Annotated in this window: 16 protein-coding genes; 5 read left to right on the top strand and 11 right to left on the bottom strand. The window is 63.7% G+C overall.

The annotated features are described in order from the left end of the window. Window positions 1-5: 5 nt before the first annotated feature. The gene (locus FB600_RS25595) at window positions 6-386 is read left to right on the top strand and encodes a hypothetical protein (protein ID WP_145757596.1); all 381 of its coding nucleotides are present in this window, start codon (window positions 6-8) and stop codon (window positions 384-386) included. Between the two features lie 301 nt (window positions 387-687). Here FB600_RS25595 and FB600_RS25590 read toward each other — a convergent pair whose 3' ends face one another. From FB600_RS25590 to hisN, 4 genes are all read right to left on the bottom strand, one after another. Further along, window positions 688-1,623: a helix-turn-helix domain-containing protein gene (locus FB600_RS25590; protein ID WP_227743997.1), complete on the bottom strand. Its 936-nt coding sequence runs from the start codon at window positions 1,621-1,623 to the stop codon at window positions 688-690. 1,240 nt (window positions 1,624-2,863) lie between these two features. Continuing rightward, window positions 2,864-4,468, bottom strand: coding sequence for a methyl-accepting chemotaxis protein (locus FB600_RS25585; RefSeq protein WP_145757597.1), 1,605 nt, complete (start codon window positions 4,466-4,468; stop codon window positions 2,864-2,866). 492 nt (window positions 4,469-4,960) lie between these two features. Then, window positions 4,961-5,731, bottom strand: coding sequence for a DeoR/GlpR family DNA-binding transcription regulator (locus FB600_RS25580; RefSeq protein WP_098151736.1), 771 nt, complete (start codon window positions 5,729-5,731; stop codon window positions 4,961-4,963). Window positions 5,732-5,775: 44 nt separating this feature from the next. After that, on the bottom strand, window positions 5,776-6,567 hold the full coding sequence (gene hisN, locus FB600_RS25575; protein ID WP_096752632.1) for a histidinol-phosphatase: 792 nt from the start codon (window positions 6,565-6,567) through the stop codon (window positions 5,776-5,778). Between the two features lie 276 nt (window positions 6,568-6,843). Between hisN and FB600_RS25570 the strand changes: the two genes are divergently transcribed. From FB600_RS25570 to FB600_RS25555, 4 genes are all read left to right on the top strand, one after another. Then, on the top strand, window positions 6,844-7,860 hold the full coding sequence (locus tag FB600_RS25570) for an ABC transporter substrate-binding protein (RefSeq protein ID WP_175427826.1): 1,017 nt from the start codon (window positions 6,844-6,846) through the stop codon (window positions 7,858-7,860). An 81-nt stretch (window positions 7,861-7,941) separates the two neighbouring features. After that, window positions 7,942-8,958, top strand: a complete 1,017-nt coding sequence (locus FB600_RS25565; RefSeq protein ID WP_036054117.1) for an ABC transporter ATP-binding protein — start codon at window positions 7,942-7,944, stop codon at window positions 8,956-8,958. Further along, window positions 8,955-10,640 (top strand): ABC transporter permease subunit, encoded by a 1,686-nt coding sequence (locus tag FB600_RS25560; protein WP_098153161.1) that lies wholly within the window; start codon window positions 8,955-8,957, stop codon window positions 10,638-10,640. The genes FB600_RS25565 and FB600_RS25560 overlap by 4 nt, the downstream gene beginning before the upstream one ends. Window positions 10,641-11,216: 576 nt before the next feature. Then, window positions 11,217-11,579, top strand: a complete 363-nt coding sequence (locus FB600_RS25555) for a NirD/YgiW/YdeI family stress tolerance protein (RefSeq protein ID WP_096752630.1) — start codon at window positions 11,217-11,219, stop codon at window positions 11,577-11,579. A 39-nt stretch (window positions 11,580-11,618) separates the two neighbouring features. Here the strand turns inward: FB600_RS25555 and FB600_RS25550 are convergent, their stop codons facing one another. From FB600_RS25550 to FB600_RS25520, 7 genes are all read right to left on the bottom strand, one after another. Beyond that, complete coding sequence (locus FB600_RS25550; RefSeq protein WP_096752629.1) at window positions 11,619-13,271, bottom strand: APC family permease; 1,653 nt, start codon at window positions 13,269-13,271, stop codon at window positions 11,619-11,621. Window positions 13,272-13,446: 175 nt separating this feature from the next. Beyond that, the gene (locus FB600_RS25545) at window positions 13,447-14,313 is read right to left on the bottom strand and encodes a glycine betaine ABC transporter substrate-binding protein (RefSeq protein WP_096752628.1); all 867 of its coding nucleotides are present in this window, start codon (window positions 14,311-14,313) and stop codon (window positions 13,447-13,449) included. Window positions 14,314-14,472: 159 nt separating this feature from the next. Beyond that, entirely contained in the window at window positions 14,473-15,618 is a 1,146-nt protein-coding gene (locus FB600_RS25540; protein ID WP_096752627.1) for a hybrid-cluster NAD(P)-dependent oxidoreductase, read from the bottom strand. Window positions 15,619-15,655: 37 nt separating this feature from the next. Continuing rightward, window positions 15,656-16,897 carry an aromatic ring-hydroxylating oxygenase subunit alpha gene (locus FB600_RS25535; RefSeq protein ID WP_013689557.1) on the bottom strand — a complete coding sequence of 414 codons (1,242 nt, stop codon included), beginning with the start codon at window positions 16,895-16,897 and terminating at the stop codon, window positions 15,656-15,658. Between the two features lie 54 nt (window positions 16,898-16,951). Continuing rightward, a complete protein-coding gene (locus tag FB600_RS25530; protein ID WP_145757598.1) occupies window positions 16,952-17,737 on the bottom strand; it encodes an electron transfer flavoprotein subunit beta/FixA family protein in 786 nt (261 codons plus the stop codon). Next, window positions 17,734-18,897, bottom strand: coding sequence for an electron transfer flavoprotein subunit alpha/FixB family protein (locus tag FB600_RS25525; RefSeq protein WP_098153160.1), 1,164 nt, complete (start codon window positions 18,895-18,897; stop codon window positions 17,734-17,736). The genes FB600_RS25530 and FB600_RS25525 overlap by 4 nt, the downstream gene beginning before the upstream one ends. A 4-nt stretch (window positions 18,898-18,901) precedes the next feature. Then, the gene (locus FB600_RS25520; protein ID WP_096752625.1) at window positions 18,902-20,827 is read right to left on the bottom strand and encodes a (Fe-S)-binding protein; all 1,926 of its coding nucleotides are present in this window, start codon (window positions 20,825-20,827) and stop codon (window positions 18,902-18,904) included.

Raw genomic sequence — 20,827 nt, 5'->3', positions numbered from 1 at the left:
GGCCGTTGACGCTGCAGCAGCCGCATCATGCGCGGCACGACGTTCGTCAGGGGCAGGCATTCGAACTCGCCGCGACCGTACCTCGCGATGCCGGTTGCTCGATGTTTCCGCAGCGCATCATATTCGCCGCGCCCCATGCTGTTATCGCCTGCGTCCGAATCCGCCTCGTTGATGGCGGAACAAATCAAGACCGTTGCATGAATCCATTATTCGATCGATTCCACGAATCAATCGAAGCGCAGGCAAGTCGAAAACACCGCTCGCGCGCAACGGTTCATGCTCGCGTTTCAAGCGTCTGGACGATGCTTCGTCGGATATCACGAGGCATCTCCGGTATGCCGCAGGCACAGGCCATGCCGACAGCCGAAAGCTCGCTCTATGGATGAAAAGGACTGCCGATGCGCCGGCACGGATGGATTCCGAGAATTGCCGCGGCGACACCGCCTCCGATACCGGCGGCGAATCGATGCCGCGATGCCGTCTCGAAGCAGCCGGCATTGGGTCGCTCCACGATTGCGGCAATTCCGGCCAGCTCGCAACAGGCAGGCGAGCAGATTCGAACATTTCCTGTTTCGCGGCGGTATCGCCGCCATGACAGGAAACACCGACATTGGGAAATGGGCTTTTATTCGCGCAACGAAATCCTGCCGATCGCCCCTGGACGGTCAACGCATCCAGCTCGACGGACTAGGATGGCGCACGATTCATCCAGTTGCCGAGATCCGACCCGTAGAGCGTGTCAATCAACGTGTCGCTGTTTTTTCGCGTGGCTGCCCGATATTCGGTCGGCGAAATCTGCAAGTGCTGACGAAACAGTTTTGCCATTCGATCGCCGCTTCCGAGGCCCGTCCGTCGCGCGACCTTGTCCGCCGGAAGGTCCGTTTCGATCAACATGCGGCACGCCTTCTCGAGGCGGGTTTTCAGCACGAATTCGGTAGGCGTGACACCGATTTCGTTCTTGAAGCGCCGCAGGAAATTGCGCTCGCTCATCGCCGCGGCCTGCGCGGCGTCGGCAATGGAAATTCGATTCTCGCTGTTCAACCGGAGGTGATGCGCCGCCATCCGGATCGAGGCGCTGGCCCGGGCGACGCGTGCACCGAACAGCACGTCGGTCAGTTTCCGGTTCGCACCGGAGACCATGCACATCACGATTTCCTGTGCGATTTCGTAGCCCATGTCCACCCGCACGATCGACAATGCATCCGAGAACGGGCCGTCGTCCTCATCGCCCGACGCTTCGCCGCCGGCGCATCCGGGGAACAAGCTGGCGCCGGCCCCCAAGGACTTTTCGCCTGCCTTTTGCGACAGATGGATTTGCTTGAGCAACTTTTGGCCGCCACCACTGCACCGAACCACGCGTGCGCGCTGGTGCGCATGTCTGACCCAGGTGATCAGCTGTTCGTTGAGCTCGCCCATTCCACCCTGTCCGCTCAATACGAACATCGCATGCACCTTGCTCGCTTCCAGTGTGCGGGCCGCTTCCGTCCAGATGCCGACACCCGAGGACGAACGGACCGGCCCCCCATGGACGGAATACAAGCGCAATTCGTAATGGTCGTTCAACGTGCCTCTGGCCTGCCCAAGCTGATTGGCGAGTTCAAAAACGGCAGCCAGCTTGCCCATGTGCATGATGGAAAAACCCTCGAGCAACAGGACGATTACGCTTGCTCGTTGACGCTCAGTGCCCGCGCTTCTACCACGATTCACGCTTAACCCCGATGAATGATTCGGCACACTCTGCATCATTGCGACCCCTTAACAATTTCTTACATTTCTGTTTTATGCGCCGTAGCATAGGGGCGACCTTCGCCCGCCGATTTGCGAATGTCTGTTCTCGCCGTGTTGTTGTCGGAATCAATCAAGCCGCCAACATGACACTACTTATTGTGATTTGTCACATTCGGCGGAAATGCCTGCGCGAAGTTCAGGGGAAATTGATTTCAGTCAATGCATTGAAATTTGACGCGGAGTAGCAGACTTCATCGAGACGAATAAGGACCGGCTGGGAACGACCGAGTGATTGCTCATTTCCGAGAGGATCGGAACGGAAGAAGGGACGGGATCGAGAACGTTTCAGCCGTACATGGCGGGATGCCGCGCGGCTTTCCGGATGGAGTGAATGGCGACATGGGCCACTGCACTGGTTAATCCTGCACCACTGCAAATGTTTGCGTCAAAGCCAAACGTCAGGAATTTCGAAGGATTGTGAGCGGTAACTGTCGGCGTCGTGCATGGTCGGCAAGGCTTGCCGAATTCGGATCGGCGACACCGTGTTTACATTCGCCCACACAATGTCGAAGCATCACCCATCGGGAAATTTTCATGCAACTTCAATTGGAATTTCGACAGGCCGGTTTTCGTATCCCGACAAAATTTCGATGCAATGAAGATCTGCTGATATTTCGCGCGCAAACGTTGTCGGTGAAACGAAGACGTTCCGAAGTGATGCCTCATCGATGCGGGATTACCAGACTTCAGGCGTCATGCGGAATGCGCGTACCGCCGATTGGTTCAATCCGGAGGGAGCCGATACCTCCCGGCATCGAGTGCTTCGCAGCCGCGGTCATGTCCTATTCGGCGAAGTCTGGATGCATTCCATATTGGCTGCGACTTCGCGCATCATCGACGCGAAGTCGCCAGCGATCGCGCGACGCTGCCCACGGCCTGTCGGCTCTCGACCGAAGGGCGTGCCGTGCGAGGCTGGCGAGGCGCTCGGTGTCGAGCCGGACCTAGTCGAGCGCGCGGCGAAAGTGCGCCCCGGTTCGACTCGAAAGCGGATCGGCTCGCGCGCCTCCCGGCGGCGAACCTGGACGAACGGACATCGGGCTGCTGCAGAATCAATCCGCGATGCCAACGCGTCTACCTAGTTGTACACAGGACTGCGTAAGCCATCGCGGCTCCCCAGGCCGCCCGCCGCGCCAATCCTGAAGAATCTGACCGCATCGCGTAGCGTCGTGGCCTGCTCCGCCATGGCTTGCGCTGCCGCGGAGGCTTGTTCCACCAGCGCGGCATTCTGCTGTGTCACCGCGTCCATCTGGCTTACCGCGGTATTCACCTGTTCGATGCCGGTCCCCTGCTCCTCGGACGCCGAAGCGATCTCACCCATGATGTCCGTCACCTGACGCACCGACTTGACGATCTCGGACATGGTGGAGCCCGCCAGATTGACCTGCTCGGCCCCTGCCGCTACGCGCTCGGCCGAACTTTCGATGAGATCCTTGATCTCCTTGGCAGCACTTGCGCTGCGCTGGGCGAGCGTGCGGACCTCGCCGGCCACGACGGCAAAGCCCCGCCCCTGTTCACCCGCACGTGCGGCCTCGACCGCGGCATTGAGGGCGAGGATATTCGTCTGGAACGCAATGCCTTCGATGACGGAAATGATTTGGGACACCTTGCCCGAGCTTTCCGAAATCGACTGCATGGACTCGACAGCCTGGCTGACCACCGTCCCACCACGCACGGCCACGTCGCAAGCATTGGCGGCAAGCATGTTCGCCTGCTTCGCGCTGTCGGTATTCTGGCGGACGGTCGAGGTCAATTGCTCCATGCTGGCGGCGGTCTCCTCCAGCGAGGCCGCTTGCTCCTCGGTTCGTTGAGACAAGTCCAGGTTGCCTTGGGCAATTTCACCCGAGGAAGCCGTAATCGCTTCGGCAGACGATTGGATTCCGGATACGATGCCTCTGAGTTGCAGCCGCATGGCTTCCAGGGAAGCCATCAGGCTCGCGCGATCATCGTTCCGAGTGGGTGCCGAAACCGAGAGATCGCCCTGCGCTATGCGGGCCGCCACCTGGGCCGCCTCGACGGGCTCACCGCCCAATGACCGAAGAATGCCGCGCGTGATGACCACGCCCAGCACGATCGCGAGAATGATCGTCACAAGACCCGAGACAGCCAGCGACACCTTCGTCGAGGCACTCAGCGCCATGACATCGCCGGAGCGCTGATCGAGCAGGACCTGCTCGGCGCCGTTGATTTCAGCCGACACCGCGCGGTAGCGATCCATGAACTGCTTGTCTTTCCCCTGGGTGAAATAGTCGACCAATGCGCTCTGCTGTTGGGTGCCTGCATTGACGTCACGCCTGAGCGCGATCAGCTTCTGGTCGACGTCGCCGACCTCCTGGCGCAATTGCTGCAGCTCATCCAAACGCCGTTGCTGCGCGGCATTATCGACGGTGAGAGCGTGTATTACCTCATATGATTTCGCGAACTGGCTCTGACCGGTTCGATAGGGATCGAGAAATTTTTCATCTCCGGAAATCACATAGCCCCGCACTCCCGTCTCCATGTTGACCATGCTGGCCAACATATCGTCGTTGGCGCGCAGCACGCCATAGCTGTGGATATTCCATCCGTTGGCTTCGTTCAGGCGCAGGAAATTGATGATGGAGATCGCGCTGCCGATCAACGATATGAGGATAACGACGCCAAAGGCGCCGGCAAGTCTTTGACCTACGGTTAGTTTCTTCATTGGCCTACCCCGATGTGGTTGTCGTTACATGCTATTTCGGCAAAAGAATCAATTACTGAAATAATTCAACGAAACGATCGGCCAGAAATTTTTCCCAGGCGCGCGCAAAAGATGTTGCCGCCGCGAATCGGCACCTGGCACCCAGTCATCCCGGATCCGCAAACGGTGTCGCAAGTGAAATCCACTTTTCGCCAGGCCGAACCTGGATCCAGCGATCCCCTGGATTCCTCATTCGTATCCCAAACGCGGCCAGCACACGTTCGCCGATGCGCGCCACGTCGGCTACCGGTTCGTCCAAGATCACGAAGGAGAAAGCGGCTCCTCGCAGCGCTGTCACGATGAATATGAGCGCGCGTCGGTCGACGGCTGCGATTTCGGAGACGTAATGAAGCGCAACACCCGCCGGCGCGGGGCGGCATCCCGCGCCATCGGCGCAATCACCGCGCCGACGTAAACGGGCAGGCCGGCTGCTCCGGCCTGCGCGAGGTATGTTCAGACGTAGTCGATCGCGGACACCACCTGGTCCAACGCCTGTGCATGAGGCGACTTCGCCGCCCGGGTGTTCGTGACAATGGCCGAGATGCGCTCGATGGGACATGACACCACTCGGCTGCGCACACCGATCTTCGAATAATCGGCGAGGACAATGGTCTGCCTCGCGTTACGGCTCATGGCATCGGCCATCTCCGCCTCCTCCTGCACGAAGCTCGTCGCACCATGGAGCGCATCCACGCCAACCGGCGACAGCAAGGCGACATCGGCGTAGAAGCGATGCACCTCGGCGATCGCGGCACCTCCATACGTCGCGCCGATCGACGCATTGAACGTCCCGCCAAGCAGGTGCACCGAATGCCCCCCCGACTTCGCGGCGCGCTCACCGCTCAATTCGTTGGCGACGGCAACCGAGTTCGTGACGACGTGCAGCCCGCTCAGCGAACCGAGTGCTTCGGCAAGAATGGCCGTGGTTGTGCCCGCATCGATGAACAGCGTCTGACCGCTACCGATATAAGCCTGCGCTGCGCGGGCGAGCGCACGCTTTTCCTTCACGCGAATGCCCGCTCGCACGCTGATCGGCAGCTCGCTCTCCACGAGCATGGCGCCGCCATGCACGCGCCGGATTTCGCCCGCCGTCTCGAGTTCGACAAGGTCGCGGCGAACCGTCTCGCGCGAGACGCCGAGCGCTTGCGTCATATGCTCTACCGACACCGTGCCGTGCGACTTCAGCAGCGTGCGAATACGGCGATATCGCTCCTCAACCAACATGGACTGTCTTCCTCCTTCTTGCGTGTTCGGTCCGACTTCCGCGCTCACAGACGACGGGTGAACTCGATGATCTGCGCATGCAGTTCGGGCGTAGCCGCGGCGACAATCCGCCCATCGCTTTCCATGCCGACCGCGCGGCCCTGCCAGTCGGTCACGCGCCCACCCGCAGCCTCCACGACCGGCACGATAGCCAGATAGTCATAAGGCTGCAAGCCCGCTTCGACGACGGCATCGACATAGCCCGACGCGACCATCGCGTAACTGTAGCAATCGCCACCGAACCGGCGGCTGGCGGCCGCGCGGCACACCGCTTCGAACACCGGCAGTTCATTGGCATCAAAGATATCCGGAGATGTCGCGTAGACATTTGCCGCCGCGAGACTCGTGCACCCGCTCGTGCGCAAGGGCTGCCCCTGGACGTCGAAGGCGCCCGGTTCGCCGCCGATCCATCGCTCGCCGGTCACGGGCACATCGATGACACCGAGTATCGGTTCACCGTCTCTCAGCAGCGCGAACAACGTTCCCCAGATCGGCCAGCCCGTCACGAAACTGCGCGTGCCGTCGATCGGATCGATAACCCAGACGTACCGTGCGTCGGTTCGCTCCCGCCCGTGCTCCTCGCCGAAAATGCCGTGCGCCGGGAAGCGCTGCGCGAGCCGCGCGCGGATATGTGCCTCGATCTCGCGATCGGCAATGGTCACCGGACTCTCGTCCGACTTGGTCTCGACATCGAGCTTCTTGCGGAAATAGCGCAGCGAGATCTCGCGCGCCTCGTCGGCGAGCTGTACTGCAAATGCCTCGAATCCGCCCAGCACGTCGTCGCTCTCCTGATTCATCTTGAACGCCCTCTTCCGGGGCAGCGCTGACGCTGCCGTGTCAAAAATAGTATGGCAAGCCCGCTCGCGAGCCAGGCGCGCGAAGGCCCGCTTTCGCGGTGACGCCATCATGGCAGCAGATATTTTTGATTGCTAGACCCAATGCCAATATTCTGCAAACATCCCCAAAACAACACATCATCGAGACATGGTCCGACACCGACGGCAACAGCACGCGCCTCGTGACGTTGTGGGGTTCCTTCTTCGGTCGCCTCTTACTCTTACAGGAAGAACGCAATGCGTATCCGCAAGACACTGACTTCGCTTTTCGCCCTCGGGCTGCTCGCGTGCACGATCTCGAACGCCGCCCTGGCCGGACAGATCACGGTGTACTCCGCACTGGAAAGCGACGAAATCGCCACGTACCTTGCCGCCGCGAAAAAGGCGATGCCCGATGTGCAGGTCAACGTCCTGCGCCTGTCCACCGGCGATCTCGCCGCGCGCCTCATCGCCGAATCCGGCGCGCCGCACGCGGATGCGGTCTGGGGCGAGGCGCTCACGAACCTGCTGGATCCGCGCATCGCGGACCAACTCGCGCCGGTGAGCGGCAAGACCATCTCCAGTCTGCCGAAGCAGTTCCGCGATCCGGCCGGCAAATGGTTTGCCGCAACGGGTTACATGGCCGCGCTCTGCGTGAACACCGAAGCGCTCGCCGCGAAGAAGCTTCCCATGCCGACCTCGTGGGAAGACCTCGCGAAGCCGGTCTACAAAGGCAATCTGGTGATGCCCGATCCGGCCTCTTCAGGAACGGGTTACCTGCAGATCGCGGCGATCCTGCAAGGCGCGGGGGAGGAAAGAGGCTGGCAGATCCTCAAGGGTCTCGGCGCGAATGTCGCGCAGTTCACGCCGTCGGGCTCGCAACCCTGCAAGCTCGCCCGCACCGGTGAATACGCCGTCGGCGCATCGTTCGCGTTCGTCGCCATGCAGTCGATCAAGGCCGGCTTCCCGGTGAAGATGGTGATCCCGTCGAAATATGTCGGTTACGAGCTCGAAGGCTCGGGCATGCTCAAGAGTTCGACGCATCAGGCCGATACCCAGCGCTTCCTCGAATGGGTCGCCTCGCCTGCCGCCGCGAAGCTCTACCAGCAATACAAGGAAATCGTCACGACGCCCGGCATCAAGCCGACTCCCGAGCAGATCGCCGAAGGCTTGCCCGCCGACGTCGCCAAGGTGCTGTATCCGATGGACTTCGCCGCTTCCGCGAAGATGCACGATGCCGTACTCAAACGCTTCAAGACCGACGTGATGCATTGAGCGCAATCGCGCGGTCCCGCATCCTGTCCATGTCCGGCGCAATGCCGGACAACCCTGCCTTGGCCACACTGGGAAGTCACCATGCATCTCACCGTATCCGATCTCATCAAGACATTTTCCGGGCACGTCGCGCTCGAACGCATTGATTTCGACGTGCGGGAGGACGAGTTCGTCTGTCTGCTGGGTCCGAGCGGTTGCGGCAAGACTACCCTGCTGCGTATCATCGCCGGGCTGCTCGATGCCGATGGCGGGAAGGTCATGATGGGCGAGCGCTCGTTGCTGGAGATTCCCGCGCGCGAGCGCGGCTTCGGCATCGTGTTCCAGTCCTATTCGCTGTTCCCGAACATGACTGTCGCGCAGAACATCGGCTATGGGATGAAAATTCGCGGCGAACCGCGCGCCCGGATCGAAGCACGTTGCCAGGAACTGCTCGAGCTGATTCGCCTGCCGCATCTTGCCGGCCGCTATCCGGGCCAACTCTCCGGTGGTCAACAGCAACGCGTCGCGATCGCGCGCGCCATCGCTGTCGATCCCGCCCTCCTCCTGCTCGATGAGCCGCTCTCCGCGCTCGATGCCCAGGTGCGCGTCGAAATGCGCCGGGAAATTCACGATGTCCAGCGCCGTCTGCGTATTCCCACCATCATGGTGACGCACGATCAGGAAGAGGCGCTGACGCTCGCCGACAAGATCATTTGCATGAATCACGGGCGCATCGAGCAGATCGGTTCGCCGCGCGAGCTGTACGAGCGCCCGCGCACGCGCTTCGTGGCAAGCTTCGTCGGCACGTCGAACCTGCTGCCGGCGTCATGGGTACGCGACGCGCTCCCCAACTTGATGCAGCACCATCCGGGCGGCGCCGATACTGCATTCGAGGCATGCGTGCGGCCCGAGGATCTCATGGTGTCGCCGTGTGAACATGGCGAAACGGCACCCGCGCGCGTGATCGAATCGATCTTCCTCGGCAGCACCACGCGCATACGCGTGCAGTGGTGTGGCCGCGAACTGCTCGCGGAACAAGCACGCGGATTGCCAATGGAAGCCGGTACGCCGGTTACCCTTTCCGTCGCCAATGATCGCTGCGCATGGGTGGCGGCATGAACGCCTCGCTCGCCGGCAAGACCGGCTCGCGCGCCGCGCGTACAAGCTTCACGATGGGCCCCGTGCTGCGTGTCGCGATGGTCGTGGTGCCGCTCGCCTGCCTAGCGCTCTTCTTTCTCTACCCGCTTGCGGTCATCGCGTGGCACAGCCTGCTGAATGGCAACGCAAGACTGGGACTGGACAACTACGTCGCCCTCTGGCGCACCCCCCGCATGCTCGATGCGGCGTGGCACAGCCTCGTGCTGAGTACCGCGACGACGCTCGTGAGCATCGTCCTCGGCTTCATGATCGCGTTCACCCTGCAACGCTCGCGCCTGCCTGCCCCGAACGCGATCCGCGCGACGCTGCTGCTTCCCATGCTCGCGCCTTCGCTGATGCAAGGCCTCGGCATGCTGTTCCTGCTCGGACGCAATGGCCTGGTACACAAGTGGACTGGCTGGGACATCGACATCTACGGCTTTTGGGGACTCCTGATCGCTGACGTGATCTATGCCTTGCCGCAGGCCGTGCTCATTATCGGCGCCGCCCTCGCACAATCCGACGCCCGCTACTACGATGCCGCCGACGTGCTCGGCGCTCGACGCTGGCAGCAATTCCTTGCACTCACCTTGCCGAACACGCGCTTTGGCCTGCTGTCCGCGGCCTTCGTCGTGTTCACCGTGACGATCACGGACTTCGGGAATGCGGTGGTGATCGGCGGAAACTATCACGTGCTCGCCACGGAAATCTATAACCAGGTTTCCGGGCAGATGAACTTCGGCATGGGAGCGGCAGTCGGCATGGTGCTGTTGCTACCCTCGCTCGCCTCGGTATATATCGAGCGCGCGGCCTCCCAGCGGCAATTCGGCGGTGCATCGGAAAGCCGTGTACCGGTGACGCCCGGCGTGAATCGCCTGCGTGACGGACTGCTCGGCTTCGGCTGCCTGCTCGCGCTGTTGCCGATCCTGGCGTCCGTCGCCACCGTCGTCTTTGCCAGCTTCGTGCGCTTGTGGCCGTACCGGCTCGACTTGACACTCGCCAATTACGGGGGCGAGTTGTCCGGCGGATATGGCGCAATCTTCACATCACTGGAAATCTCGCTCGCGGCCGCCGCGCTGGGCGTGGTGCTGTTGTTCTGCCTGAGCTACGGCGCGCGCAGCATGCCGGGCGCGGTATCGCGGTTGATTTACACCGTGGCCGTGTTGCCGGCCGCCGTGCCGGGGATGGTAGTGGGCCTCGCCTACATTCTCGCGTTCAATGGCGGGCCGCTGGGGACCTGGCTTTATGGCAGTGCCACCGTTATCGTGCTCTGCAACTTCTACCACTACCACACGCAGGGTTTTCTGACGATGAGCACCGGATTGCGCGCAGCGCCGGCGGTGCTCGAGGAGGTCGTGGATTGCCTGGGAGGGGGCCTGCGTCACGCACTTCAGGACGCCGTGCTGCCCTTCGTCGCCGCGACGGCCGTGAGCGTATTTTTCTTTCTGTTCATGCGCTCGATGGTGACGCTCTCGGCCGTCGTCTTTCTGGTCACGCCCTCGCTGAATCTCGCTTCGGTCGCCGTCATGCAGTTGGATGAAAACGGCTTCGTTTCACAGGCCGCCGCTTATTCCACCTGCATCATGGCAGTGACGTCGCTCGCTCTCGTGCTCATGCGCCTGGCCATGAAACGCCTGGTGATGCGACAACATGTAGTGTCATGACGATTACATCGCCTTGCGATATACGGCCGGAAACCAGCGATCAATGTCGATATTTACATATCAAATGGCAACCCAGCGCGACAATGCCGAAAACTGGCGTGCATGCCGAGATGAAAGTCACGAACAGCTTGTCGGATGTATGAAAAAAGAAATGGATGACCACATGAGCGGAAATGTATGCATAAAATCCCAACATGACGCTGCATGTCGAGCGCTGCTTCGGGCGAGTCTCTAGGGATTGCACCGGCGTCCTCACATAGGCGTTGTGTCGCGAAACATGCTCACGTGTACTTTGGCTGGGGCAATTCTCGCCGGAATGACTCGGAATTTTTTTCCAAAAATAAGCGCATTTTTGTAACTCCTTGCCAATCGCATCGCCAAGCCTTGGAAGCCATGCAAAAAAAGTGGCTACGCCAGATGCCCCCGGTGGGCACTCATTCTTACTCGTCCAATGTGGCGCCGTGCCGCTTCGACGTCTCCCGCCGATCTGCTTAACCTTCCGATTCCCGAACCCCGGCCACGGCTTGCCACGCGGCATCCCCAGCGCGACAGCCAGCCAAGAACAGGAAGAAGATCATGAAGCACTTCGCCGGAATCATGACAGTCACCCTGGCCAGCCTGCTGGCTTCCAACGCCCAGGCCCAATACACCGGCCCTTCCGCGAACACCATCACCACCGTGAAGGACATCCTCGCAAACGGCTGGCACGACCAGCCCGTGCAACTGCAAGGCCGCATCGTCCGGCATCTCGGCGGGGAAGACTACGAATTCGCCGACTCGACCGGCACGATCCACCTCGAGATCGACGACAAGATCTGGCGCTGGGTGCCGGGCAAGCCCGTCAACGAGAAGAACGAAGTGAAGATATTCGGCAAGTTCGAGCGCAAGGGCTGGGGACACGCCAAGGTCGACGCCGACCATGTGGAGGTATTGCGCTGACCCAAATAAAAAGCGGAGCCCGAAGGCTCCGCTTTTTCATCAATGCCAGGCCAGGTAGTAAGACACCGCGATCGTCAGCGCCGCCGCGATCAGCGCTGCATAAGGCAGCATCTCGTAGATGGAATGCCGTCGCGGCACCGCCAGTTCCATATCCTTCTGCATCTGCTTCGGGAACCGCCCGCGATCCTGCCAGTAATGGCGATAGAGGAATACCGGCACGATCAGCAGCATCGCGATCAGCCCATTGCGCAGCGTTCCCTCGCCTTGCAGGTTCGCACCCGCGCCCACATAAACGAGGTTCAGGTAACCGCAGATCGAGCCGGCCACCAACAACCAGGTCGGGCACTTGAACGGCCGCTTCCACTCGCCGCGATCCATGCGATGGATCCAGCCGGATTGCAAATTCAGGAACACGAAGATCATGTAGCAGACGTTCGAGATCGACAGCACCGTCATGTAGTCCGACATCATCAGCAACACGAGGTTGAAGCCGAGGTCGGTCCACATCGCGCGCGTCGGCGAACCGTGCTCGTTCACATGCGAGAGGTAACGCGGCAGCCAGCCATCGACCGAAGCCTGGTACAGCGTGCGCGACGAGCCCATCATCGAGGTCATCACGATCAGCAGGATCGACAGCATCAGCATCACGACGATGGCATTGGCCACCCAGGCGCCGCCCCCCACCATCCTGGCCATCGCGGCGGCCACGCCGGTGCCGTCGCCGATCTTCGGATCGAGCATCGCGCTGGTGCCGAGCGCGCCCTGGAAGGCCATCGGCACCAGGGTCATCACGATCAGGCACAGCGCGCCGGACCAGAAGATCGCCTTGGCGGTATCGCGCGCCGGATCCTTGAATTCACGCGTGTAACAGACCGCGGTCTCGAAGCCGTAGGAGGCCCAGCCGGCCATGAACATCGCGCCGAGCGCCATCACCACGCCCTGCCCGTTCCAACTGCCGAACGTCGCCGCGGTGAGATTGCCCTGCGCATCGTGCCCGAGCGGGAGCAGCGGCAAGAGATGCGACATCGGCACATCGCCCGTCACGAACGGAACGATACCGACGATCAGCAAGGGCGTGAGCGATGCGATACCGAGAATGCGCTGCGTCTTGGCAGCCTTCGACGCCCCGCTGTGCTGGAGCCGGAACGTGATCAGCAGCAGGATCGTGGCGATCACGAAGGTCGCGTTGATGCGCAGCGTGAGCCCGGGCTTGATGAAGCCGAGATTGGCGATGGTCAGTTGCCAGTGCTGGATCGCGGCATCGGCGGGGAACAGGGAGGTGAGCGCGTAGCTCGCGGCCAGGCCGCAGCCGAGCGCCAGCATCGGGGACCAGGCCAGCCAGTTGCACCACACCGACACCGGGGCGATCAGCTTGCCGTAACGTACCCAACCAATCGCGCCGTACACGGACGCGCCGCCCGATTTATGTGGAAATAGCCCCGATATTTCCGCATAAGTCGCGCTTTGCAACAGGCCCATCGTGATCGCGCCAATCCATATGGCCCACGCGGGCTGGCCGATCGTGGCGCACACGCCGCCGATCGTGAACAGCACACCTGCCGGTACGCCGCTGGTGACCCAGAATGCATCCTTCCAACTGAGGCCGCGATGCAGGGAACGGCCTTCTTCCGCATGTGAGATGGTCTTGTCGACCTCGCTGGTGCTGCGCGCGCGCAGTCCTGCTTGACTCATCCAGAACCTCCTAGTAAGAGTCCGCACAAGCGGCATAGTGTAACAAGCTTTTCACAAAATGCCTGGAAATATGCGGTTTTTTCGAGCAAAACAATGCCCGTCCGACCTAGGATCGGACGGGCATTTTTTACTTCGTTATCTTGAATGTCGTTATCTTTCTGCCAGTCGAGGAGGCTTATTGCGCGCCGTCGGTCCAGCTCTTGACGCGGTCGCCGTGCTGCGAAATCCACTGCTCGGCGGCCGCATCGGGCTTCGCTCCGCCCTGGATCGCCAGCATCACCGCATCGAGTTCGCCCGGTTTCCACTGGAACTTCTTCAGGAAGGCCACCACCGGTTTCGCCTTGGTCTCCAGGTTCGGATTCGCGACGCTGTCCACGTGCTCGGCTTCGCCGAACACTTTCTTCGGATCGTCGAGGAAGCGCAGGTCCCACTTTGCGAACATCCAGTGCGGCACCCAGCCCGTCACGATGATCGGCTTCTTCGCGTTCTCGGCGCGCGCCAGCTCGGCCGTCATCGCGCTGCCCGAACTCGCCATCAGGTTGTACGACAGGCCATAGGCCTTGATCGCGTCATCCGTCTTGCGCATCACGCCGGCGCCGGCGTCGATGCCGACGATGCGGCCGGCGAAGTCGGCCTTCTCGCCCTCGAGGTCGGCGATGCTCCTGGCCTTCACGTAGGTCGGCACGATCAGGCCGATCTTCGCGCCCGGGTAGTTCACGCCGAGATCGACCACCTTGCTCTTGAACTGATCCCAGTACGCGCCGTGCGTCACCGGCAGCCAGGCCGACAGCGTCGCGTCGAGGTCGCCGCGCGCCACGCCCTGCCACATCACGCCGGCCGCCACCGGCACCAGCTGCACCGGATAACCGAGCTTCTTCTCGATGATCTGCGCGGCCACGTTCGAGGTGCCGACGCTGTCATCCCAGCCTTCCACGTAGCCGATCTTGATGGTCGGCTTGGTATCGGCGACTGCCGCGGGCGCCACGGCCGTCAGCAGCGCCGCGAAGGCGCCGCACCAGGCCAGCTTTCCGATGAAATTCATGGTCGATCTCCTTGGGGTGGTCCTGAGCAATCCGTAGCGTTGCTCTATGGGGTCTCTCTAGGTTCCGTAACCACAATTCCCCGGTATCGTCGTTTTCCGACACGTCCTTGCTCATACGCGACGCGCCGGATTTCCCGCGGTATTGCTATGACAAGTGCCTTACTTGTCGACCACCAGATCCGACAAGGGCTTGCTGCAGCACAGCAGCACCATGCCCTGGTCGATCTCGCGCTGGCGGATGCCGCCGTTGTGCTTCATCTCCACCTGGCCCGACACGAGCTTGACCTTGCAGGTGCCGCACATGCCCTGCGAGCACGACGAAGGCAAGCGCACGCCGGCCTGGCGCGCGGCCTCGAGCACATGCTGGTCGGCGCCGCAGCTGATCTCGCGGTGGCTCTTGGCGAAGCTCACCGTGTAGTGCGTGGTATCGGGCACCGGCACGCCCTCCTCCACCAGCGTCTCCACCACTTCGGGCGCAGCCTCGTCGAGCAGCGTCTCGAACGAGAAGCTCTCCTCGTGATACTGCTTGCGATCGAAACCGGCTTCGTCGAGCAGGTCGCGCACGGCCTTCATATAGGGCGCCGGCCCGCAGGTGAAGATCTCGCGCTCCATGAGATCAGGCGCGATCAGCTTGAGCAGCGGCAGCGAGAGATAACCCGTCACGCCGTGCCAGTTGGTACGCGTGCCGATCCGCTCGCAGACGAACGAGGTGCGGAAATTGGCCTGGTTGGCGGCGATCAGGTCCAGCTCGCGCGAAAAGATGATGTCGTCGGGCGTGCGTGCGCTATGCACGAACACGATGTCGCGATCCTCGGCGAGGTCGTGATGCGCGCGGCTCATCGACATCAGCGGCGTGATGCCGGAGCCGGCCGAGAGGAACAGGTACTTGCGCGCCGGATGCCGCGCGCAGGTGAATTCGCCGGCCGGGCCCAGCACGCGTACCTGCGCGCCGGCCAGCAGGTTGTCGTGCAGCCAGTTCGAGACCTTGCCGCCCGGCACGCGCTTGACCGTGATCGACAGCGTATGCGGCCGCGCCGGCGAGGACGAGATGGTGTAGCAGCGGTTGATGGTCTCGCCGTCGATGTCGAGCTCGAGCGTGACGAACTGGCCCGGCTCGAAGGCGAACGAGCGGCCCGAGGGCGAGCGGAAGAAGAAGCTCTTCACGTCGTGCGTTTCCTGCCGCACATGGCAGCAGATCAGCGTTTCCTCGACGTCGCTCGTCCAGCGTTCCGGTACGGCGCGCCAGAATTCGGGCTGCGTCACGCGGCTGTCCACCGGTTCGAAGTTCGCGGCATCTCGCATCATGTCTTGCTCCGCCTGTTCCTGTCAGTGCTGTCGGGGGTCAAACGCCGAGGTGGTCGGCCATGCGGCCGATATACCAGGCCGAGAATTTCTCGACCAGGCCTTCCGTGTAGGGCGAATACGGGCCCGGCTCGTAGGCGCTGCTGGCCGCGCCGCGCTGCGAGAATTCCACCAGTGCACGGTCTTGATCGTTGGTGGCGTTCCACACGGCCGTGAGGTTCTTCACGTCGTAGTCGATGCCCTCCTTGGCGTCCTTGTTCACCAGCCACTTGGTGCGCACCAGGGTCTTGCCGGCCGACAGCGGGATCACCGAGAAGGTGACGATATGGTCGGCCATGAAGTGATGCCAGGAGTTCGGCTGGGTCCAGAACGACAGGCCGCCGAGGTCGGCGCGCTCGAACTCGCCGAGCAGCTTTTTCGAGGCGGCCTTGGCGTCGAGCGTCTGCGATTCGCCGGCACGGTCGAGCGGCAGGCGCTGGGTGCGGAAGCCCGTGGTGTCCAGCAGGCGATCGACCTCCACCGAGGGCAGGCCCAGCTCGCCCCACTGCTGCTCACGCTCGACGCAGGTGCGCTCGAAGGCGGCCATGCCTTCGGCGGTGGCCGGCGAGGGCTGGTAGCCGAAGCCGTATTCGTAGAGCGAGATGGTCAGCTCGGGATGGTTCGCGACGCAGTGGTAGCACTCGCGATTGTTCTCCATCGTGAGCTTCCAGTTGCCTTCCTCGATGATGTCGATCTGCGCGGCGATCTTGGTGTTCGGCAGGTCGTGCGGCAGCAGGTAGGGCTCCATCGCGGCGCGCAGGTTCTCGAAGTCGGCCGGCGGCTCGTCGGCCAGGCAGACGAACAACAGGCCGCCCAGGTTCTGCAGGTGCACCGACTTCAGGCTGTGCTTGCAGCGGTCGAACTTCTCGCCCATGTGCTCGGCGAACATCAGCGCGCCGCTGAGGTTGTAGGTCCAGCTGTGATAGGGGCAGACGATATTGCCGACGGAGCCCTTGTCCTCGTTGCAGAGGCGCGCGCCGCGATGCCGGCACACGTTGTGGAAGGCGCGGATTGCCATGTCGTCGTCGCGCACGATCAGGATCGAATCGCTGCCCAGCTCGACGGTCACGTAGTCGCCCGGTTCCGGCACGTCCGGTTCGATCGCGACCTGAATCCAGTGCTTGCGGAAGATCGCCTCCATGTCGAGCTGGAAGATCTCCTCGCTCAGGTAGAACGGGGCCTCCAGGCTGTAACCCGCTTTGCGGCGCTCCACCAGCGCGCGAACGTCTGCCGTTTGATTCATCGTTTGCTCCGGACTCAATTCTTGGTTCTTGCCGACAGGCATGGGTCAGCGATTTCAGTAATCGATCAGTTGATGCTCGCGCAAATACGCCAGGATCACTTGTGCTTTTTCGACCGAACTCCCCTCAATTACGACGTTCCCGCCGCGGCTTTCGGTGGTGGTCGCGGACAGCATCCGAGCATGCCCGGAGCGCTTCTCGGCGGCCGCGAGCTTGACGGGTTTGCGCTCCACCGGGCCGGTGCGCCAGGCCGCCGAATCGGCCGAGGCGGCGGCGGCCACACGCACCGGCGCGATGCTGCCGGCCTGCTGGCGCGCGAAGGCGTAGCGCGGCTGGGCATTGGCCAGCGGATGCACGGCCACCAGCGCCGGCAGGCGCACCGCCACCTTGCGGCGCAGGCCCTTGGGCAGGAATTGGCGGATCACCGCCTCGCCGTTCGCGACCTCGATATCGACGGCCGCGCCGGCCAGGCCGACATCGAGCCGCGCGGCGAGCTGGTAAGGCAGCAGGCCGGTGTCGAAGGCGCCTTCGGCACGCGTGCCGGTCAGCACCAGGTCGTAGCCGGCAAGGCGCTCGGCCAGCGGCGCGACGGCGTCGTCGCCGGGCCTGCATTCGAGCACCTCGACCTTGCGCGCGCCGAGCGCGAGATAATCGGCCAGCGCCGGATTGGCTGGGTCGCCGGCATGCAGCACGTCGAGCTGGGCGCCGTGTTCGCCGGCCAGCTTGCGGCCCAGCTCCAGCGCCGCGGCGTCGTTGCGGCTGTAGCGCGGCGTGCCGCTGACGGGATGACGGCCCACCGAAACCAGCACGGCGAGCTTCGCGAGTTTGCGCGGGGCGTTCATGCAGCCACTCCTTCCAGGTGCCGGTTGCCGTGTTGCTCGGCCCGGCCGCGGGCCGCGCGCGCGGCATTCACTTGTTCGATCAGGGCGGCGATGGTCGCCTGCGTGTCGGCCACCACGGTCAGGTTGGCGCGCTTGGCGATCGGTGCGCTCGCATCGAGGTTCACGGCGATCACGTGGCGGCAATCCTTGATGCCCTGCAGATGCTGGACCGCACCCGAGATGCCGAAGGCGATGTAGACGCTGGCCTCGACGGTCTTGCCGGTGGCGCCCACCTGCTTGTCGCGCGTGAAGTGGCCGTTGTCGACCGCCACGCGGCTCGCGCCGATCGCGGCGCCGAACACGCCGGCCAGTTGCTCGAACGCGCCGATATCGGTCACGCCGTTGCCGGCCGAGACGATGAAGTCGGCTTCCTCCAGCGCGACCTGGGCCGCGTCGATCTCTTCCAGGCCGAGGTCGCGATAAGCGCCGATGCGATCGGCGCCGAGCGAGAACGGCGCGTCGATGCGCTCGCCGGCGCCCACGAAGGGCAGCTTCGGCTCGACCGCGTTGGGCGCGAGCAGCACCACCTCGGGCAGCGCGCGTGTCGAGAAGGCCCGCTTCGCATCGGCGTAGACGCCCACATGCTTCGCGTCGATCTCGACCACCTGCACGGCCACGCTCGCGCCGAGCGCGGCGGCGTAGCGACGGCCCAGGTCGCCGTCGCCGGTGGCGTTGTCGGGAAGGAATACATGGCGCGGCGCGAGCGCCTCGGCGCAAGCCAGCAGCGCGCGCAGCTCCGCGTCGGGCGCGAAGGCGCGGCGCTCGAAGCCGGGCAGCTCGATCAGCCGATCGGCACCGAGCGCGGCCACCTCGTCCTTCAGTTCCCCGAAGGACAGCAGCACCACCTCGGTGCGCGCGTCGGCCAGCAGCGCCGCGGCGGCCAGCACCTGGCAGCCGTGATCGTCGAGCGAGCCGCGCTCCGGATGCGCCACCACCAGCAGCCGGTGTTCGGCCGCCTCGATCTCGCGCCTCGGCTTGGGCGCGTCCTTGCCATGCCCGTGGCCGGTCCAGAGCGCGACGTTGCCGCCCGCCACGGCGACCTCGCCGAGGGTGATGCGCTTGAGTCCGGCCGGCGTGACCACGAAGGGCCGGCGCGGATCGATACGTTTGATGGTGTTCATCGATTCACTCCAGCGAGGCGGCGACCAGTTCGGCGACATCGAGCACGTCCGGCCGGGGGCCGACCACGCCTTCGAGCATCGCGGTGCAATTCGGGCAGCCCACCGCCACCACCTCGGCGCCGATCGCGCGCGCGTCGGCGATACGGATATCCGGGATCCGCTGCTTGCCGGGGATGTCGGTCAGGGGTGCCCCCCCGCCGCCGCCGCAACAGCGGCCGCGCAGGCCGTTGCGCTCCATCTCCACCACCTGGATGCCGATCGACTTCAGCAGCTTGCGCGGCGCTTCCGTCTCACCGTTGTAGCGGCCGAGGTAGCAGGGATCGTGATAGGTGATGGTCTTTTCGCGCAGCGTCTCGCTGGCCTTCGGCGCGATCCTGCCGGCTTCGGCCAACTCGGCCACGAAGGCCGTGTGGTGCTTGACCGTGTAGCGGGCGCCGAGCGCGCGGTATTCGTTGCGCAGGCTGTGCATCACGTGCGGATCGGCGGTGACGATCTGCTTGAACGACAGCTCGTCGAGCGTCGCGATCAGGCGTTTCGCCATCTGCTGGAAGGTGGCCTCGTCGCCGAGCCGGCGCGCGGTGTCGCCGGTATCGGTCTCGGCGCGGCCGAGCACGGCGTAATCCACGCCGGCCTTGTTCAGCACCTTCACCAGGGCGCGCAGCGTGCGCTGGTAGCGCATGTCGAAGGCGCCCTCGCCGGCCACGATCAGCACGTCGACCGGGCGGCCCGGCTGCGCCACCGGCGCCTCCAGGTCGACCGACCAGTCGTAGCGCGCCGCCGTGTCGTAGCCGCCCTGGGTGCCGGTCTCGCGCAGGTTCGCGATCACCTCGGCGCCCTTGCCCGGCACCGTGCCGTGCACCAGGGTCTGGTTGCGGCGCATGTCGACGATCGCGTCCACGTGCTCGATCAGCATCGGGCACTCCTGCACGCAGGCTCGGCAGGTGGTGCAGGACCACAGCGTGTCGGCCTCGATCAGGCCCGAGACGATCGGCCCGTTCGGCTCGCCGCCATGGCGGCCCACCGCGATGCCCGGCGTCGGGCTGCCGGCATAGGCCGCGTCGGTGCCGCCCGCCATGCCCGTCACCAGGTCCTGGATCAGCTTCTTCGGGTTCAGCGGCTGGCCCGAGGCGAAGGCCGGGCAGGCCGCCTCGCACTTGCCGCATTGCACGCAGGCGTCGAAGCTCAGCAGCTGGTTCCAGCGGAATTCGACGGGCTTGCCCACGCCGTATTCATGCTTGCCGATGTCGGGCAGCTTGAGCGCCGTCGGCGGCACGGCCGAGCCGTTGCCGGTATAGCTCTCGCGCGTCGCCGCGAAGCGCTCCTGACGCGGATGGAAGGCCAGGTGGAGCAGGCCGGCGATGGCATGCTTCATGGGGCCGCCGCGCGCCGCGCCGAAGGTCATCGCGAACGCGCCGATCGCGATCAGCACGGCGCAGATCACCGCCACCGCGCCCGACATCGCGCCGGCCGGCACGATCGCGTAGAGCGTGAGGCCCAGCGCGAACGAGCCGAGCAGCCAGGGCAGCGTGTTCCAGGGGCCGCGCGAAAGACGCGCCGGCACGTTCCTGGCGGCGCGGCGGCGCCACACGAACACGGCGCCGACCAGCATCGCCAGCGAGGCCAGGAAGATCAGCTTGTCGAGCCAGGGCGAATAGATCGCCAGGCCGTAGTTGACGAACACCAGGCCGAGCGCGGCGATCGCGCCGCCGGCCGTGGCCACGTGGGTCTTGGCGATATACGGGTCGCGCGCCACCACGTGGTGCAGGTCGACGAAATAGCGCTTGGGGATGGTGAACAGGTTGGCGATGCCGAAGGCGCCGGGCGCGGTGGCGCGCCCTACGCGCCAAAACGCCGAGCGGCGCGCCACCGCGAACGCGAGCCCCGCCACCGACAGCCACAGCAGCGCGGTAATCAGGAAAGCCGGATTCAT

Origin of the sequence: Burkholderia sp. SJZ089 (assembly GCF_007828315.1) — a bacterium.
GTDB classification, from domain to species: Bacteria; Pseudomonadota; Gammaproteobacteria; order Burkholderiales; family Burkholderiaceae; genus Burkholderia; species Burkholderia gladioli.
This window is presented reverse-complemented; position numbering and strand designations above follow the sequence as displayed.

What these genes read in the sequence shown, in the direction of transcription:
- FB600_RS25545 (WP_096752628.1), bottom strand. Translation starts at nt 14,313, where the DNA reads ATGAATTTCATCGGAAAGCTGGCCTGGTGCGGCGCCTTCGCGGCGCTG.
- FB600_RS25585 (WP_145757597.1), bottom strand. Translation starts at nt 4,468, where the DNA reads ATGAAGAAACTAACCGTAGGTCAAAGACTTGCCGGCGCCTTTGGCGTC.
- FB600_RS25535 (WP_013689557.1), bottom strand. Translation starts at nt 16,897, where the DNA reads ATGAATCAAACGGCAGACGTTCGCGCGCTGGTGGAGCGCCGCAAAGCG.
- FB600_RS25555 (WP_096752630.1), top strand. Translation starts at nt 11,217, where the DNA reads ATGAAGCACTTCGCCGGAATCATGACAGTCACCCTGGCCAGCCTGCTG.
- FB600_RS25570 (WP_175427826.1), top strand. Translation starts at nt 6,844, where the DNA reads ATGCGTATCCGCAAGACACTGACTTCGCTTTTCGCCCTCGGGCTGCTC.
- FB600_RS25590 (WP_227743997.1), bottom strand. Translation starts at nt 1,623, where the DNA reads ATGGGCAAGCTGGCTGCCGTTTTTGAACTCGCCAATCAGCTTGGGCAG.
- FB600_RS25550 (WP_096752629.1), bottom strand. Translation starts at nt 13,271, where the DNA reads ATGAGTCAAGCAGGACTGCGCGCGCGCAGCACCAGCGAGGTCGACAAG.
- FB600_RS25580 (WP_098151736.1), bottom strand. Translation starts at nt 5,731, where the DNA reads ATGTTGGTTGAGGAGCGATATCGCCGTATTCGCACGCTGCTGAAGTCG.
- FB600_RS25560 (WP_098153161.1), top strand. Translation starts at nt 8,955, where the DNA reads ATGAACGCCTCGCTCGCCGGCAAGACCGGCTCGCGCGCCGCGCGTACA.
- FB600_RS25520 (WP_096752625.1), bottom strand. Translation starts at nt 20,827, where the DNA reads ATGAATCCGGCTTTCCTGATTACCGCGCTGCTGTGGCTGTCGGTGGCG.
- FB600_RS25540 (WP_096752627.1), bottom strand. Translation starts at nt 15,618, where the DNA reads ATGATGCGAGATGCCGCGAACTTCGAACCGGTGGACAGCCGCGTGACG.
- FB600_RS25565 (WP_036054117.1), top strand. Translation starts at nt 7,942, where the DNA reads ATGCATCTCACCGTATCCGATCTCATCAAGACATTTTCCGGGCACGTC.
- FB600_RS25525 (WP_098153160.1), bottom strand. Translation starts at nt 18,897, where the DNA reads ATGAACACCATCAAACGTATCGATCCGCGCCGGCCCTTCGTGGTCACG.
- hisN (WP_096752632.1), bottom strand. Translation starts at nt 6,567, where the DNA reads ATGAATCAGGAGAGCGACGACGTGCTGGGCGGATTCGAGGCATTTGCA.
- FB600_RS25530 (WP_145757598.1), bottom strand. Translation starts at nt 17,737, where the DNA reads ATGAACGCCCCGCGCAAACTCGCGAAGCTCGCCGTGCTGGTTTCGGTG.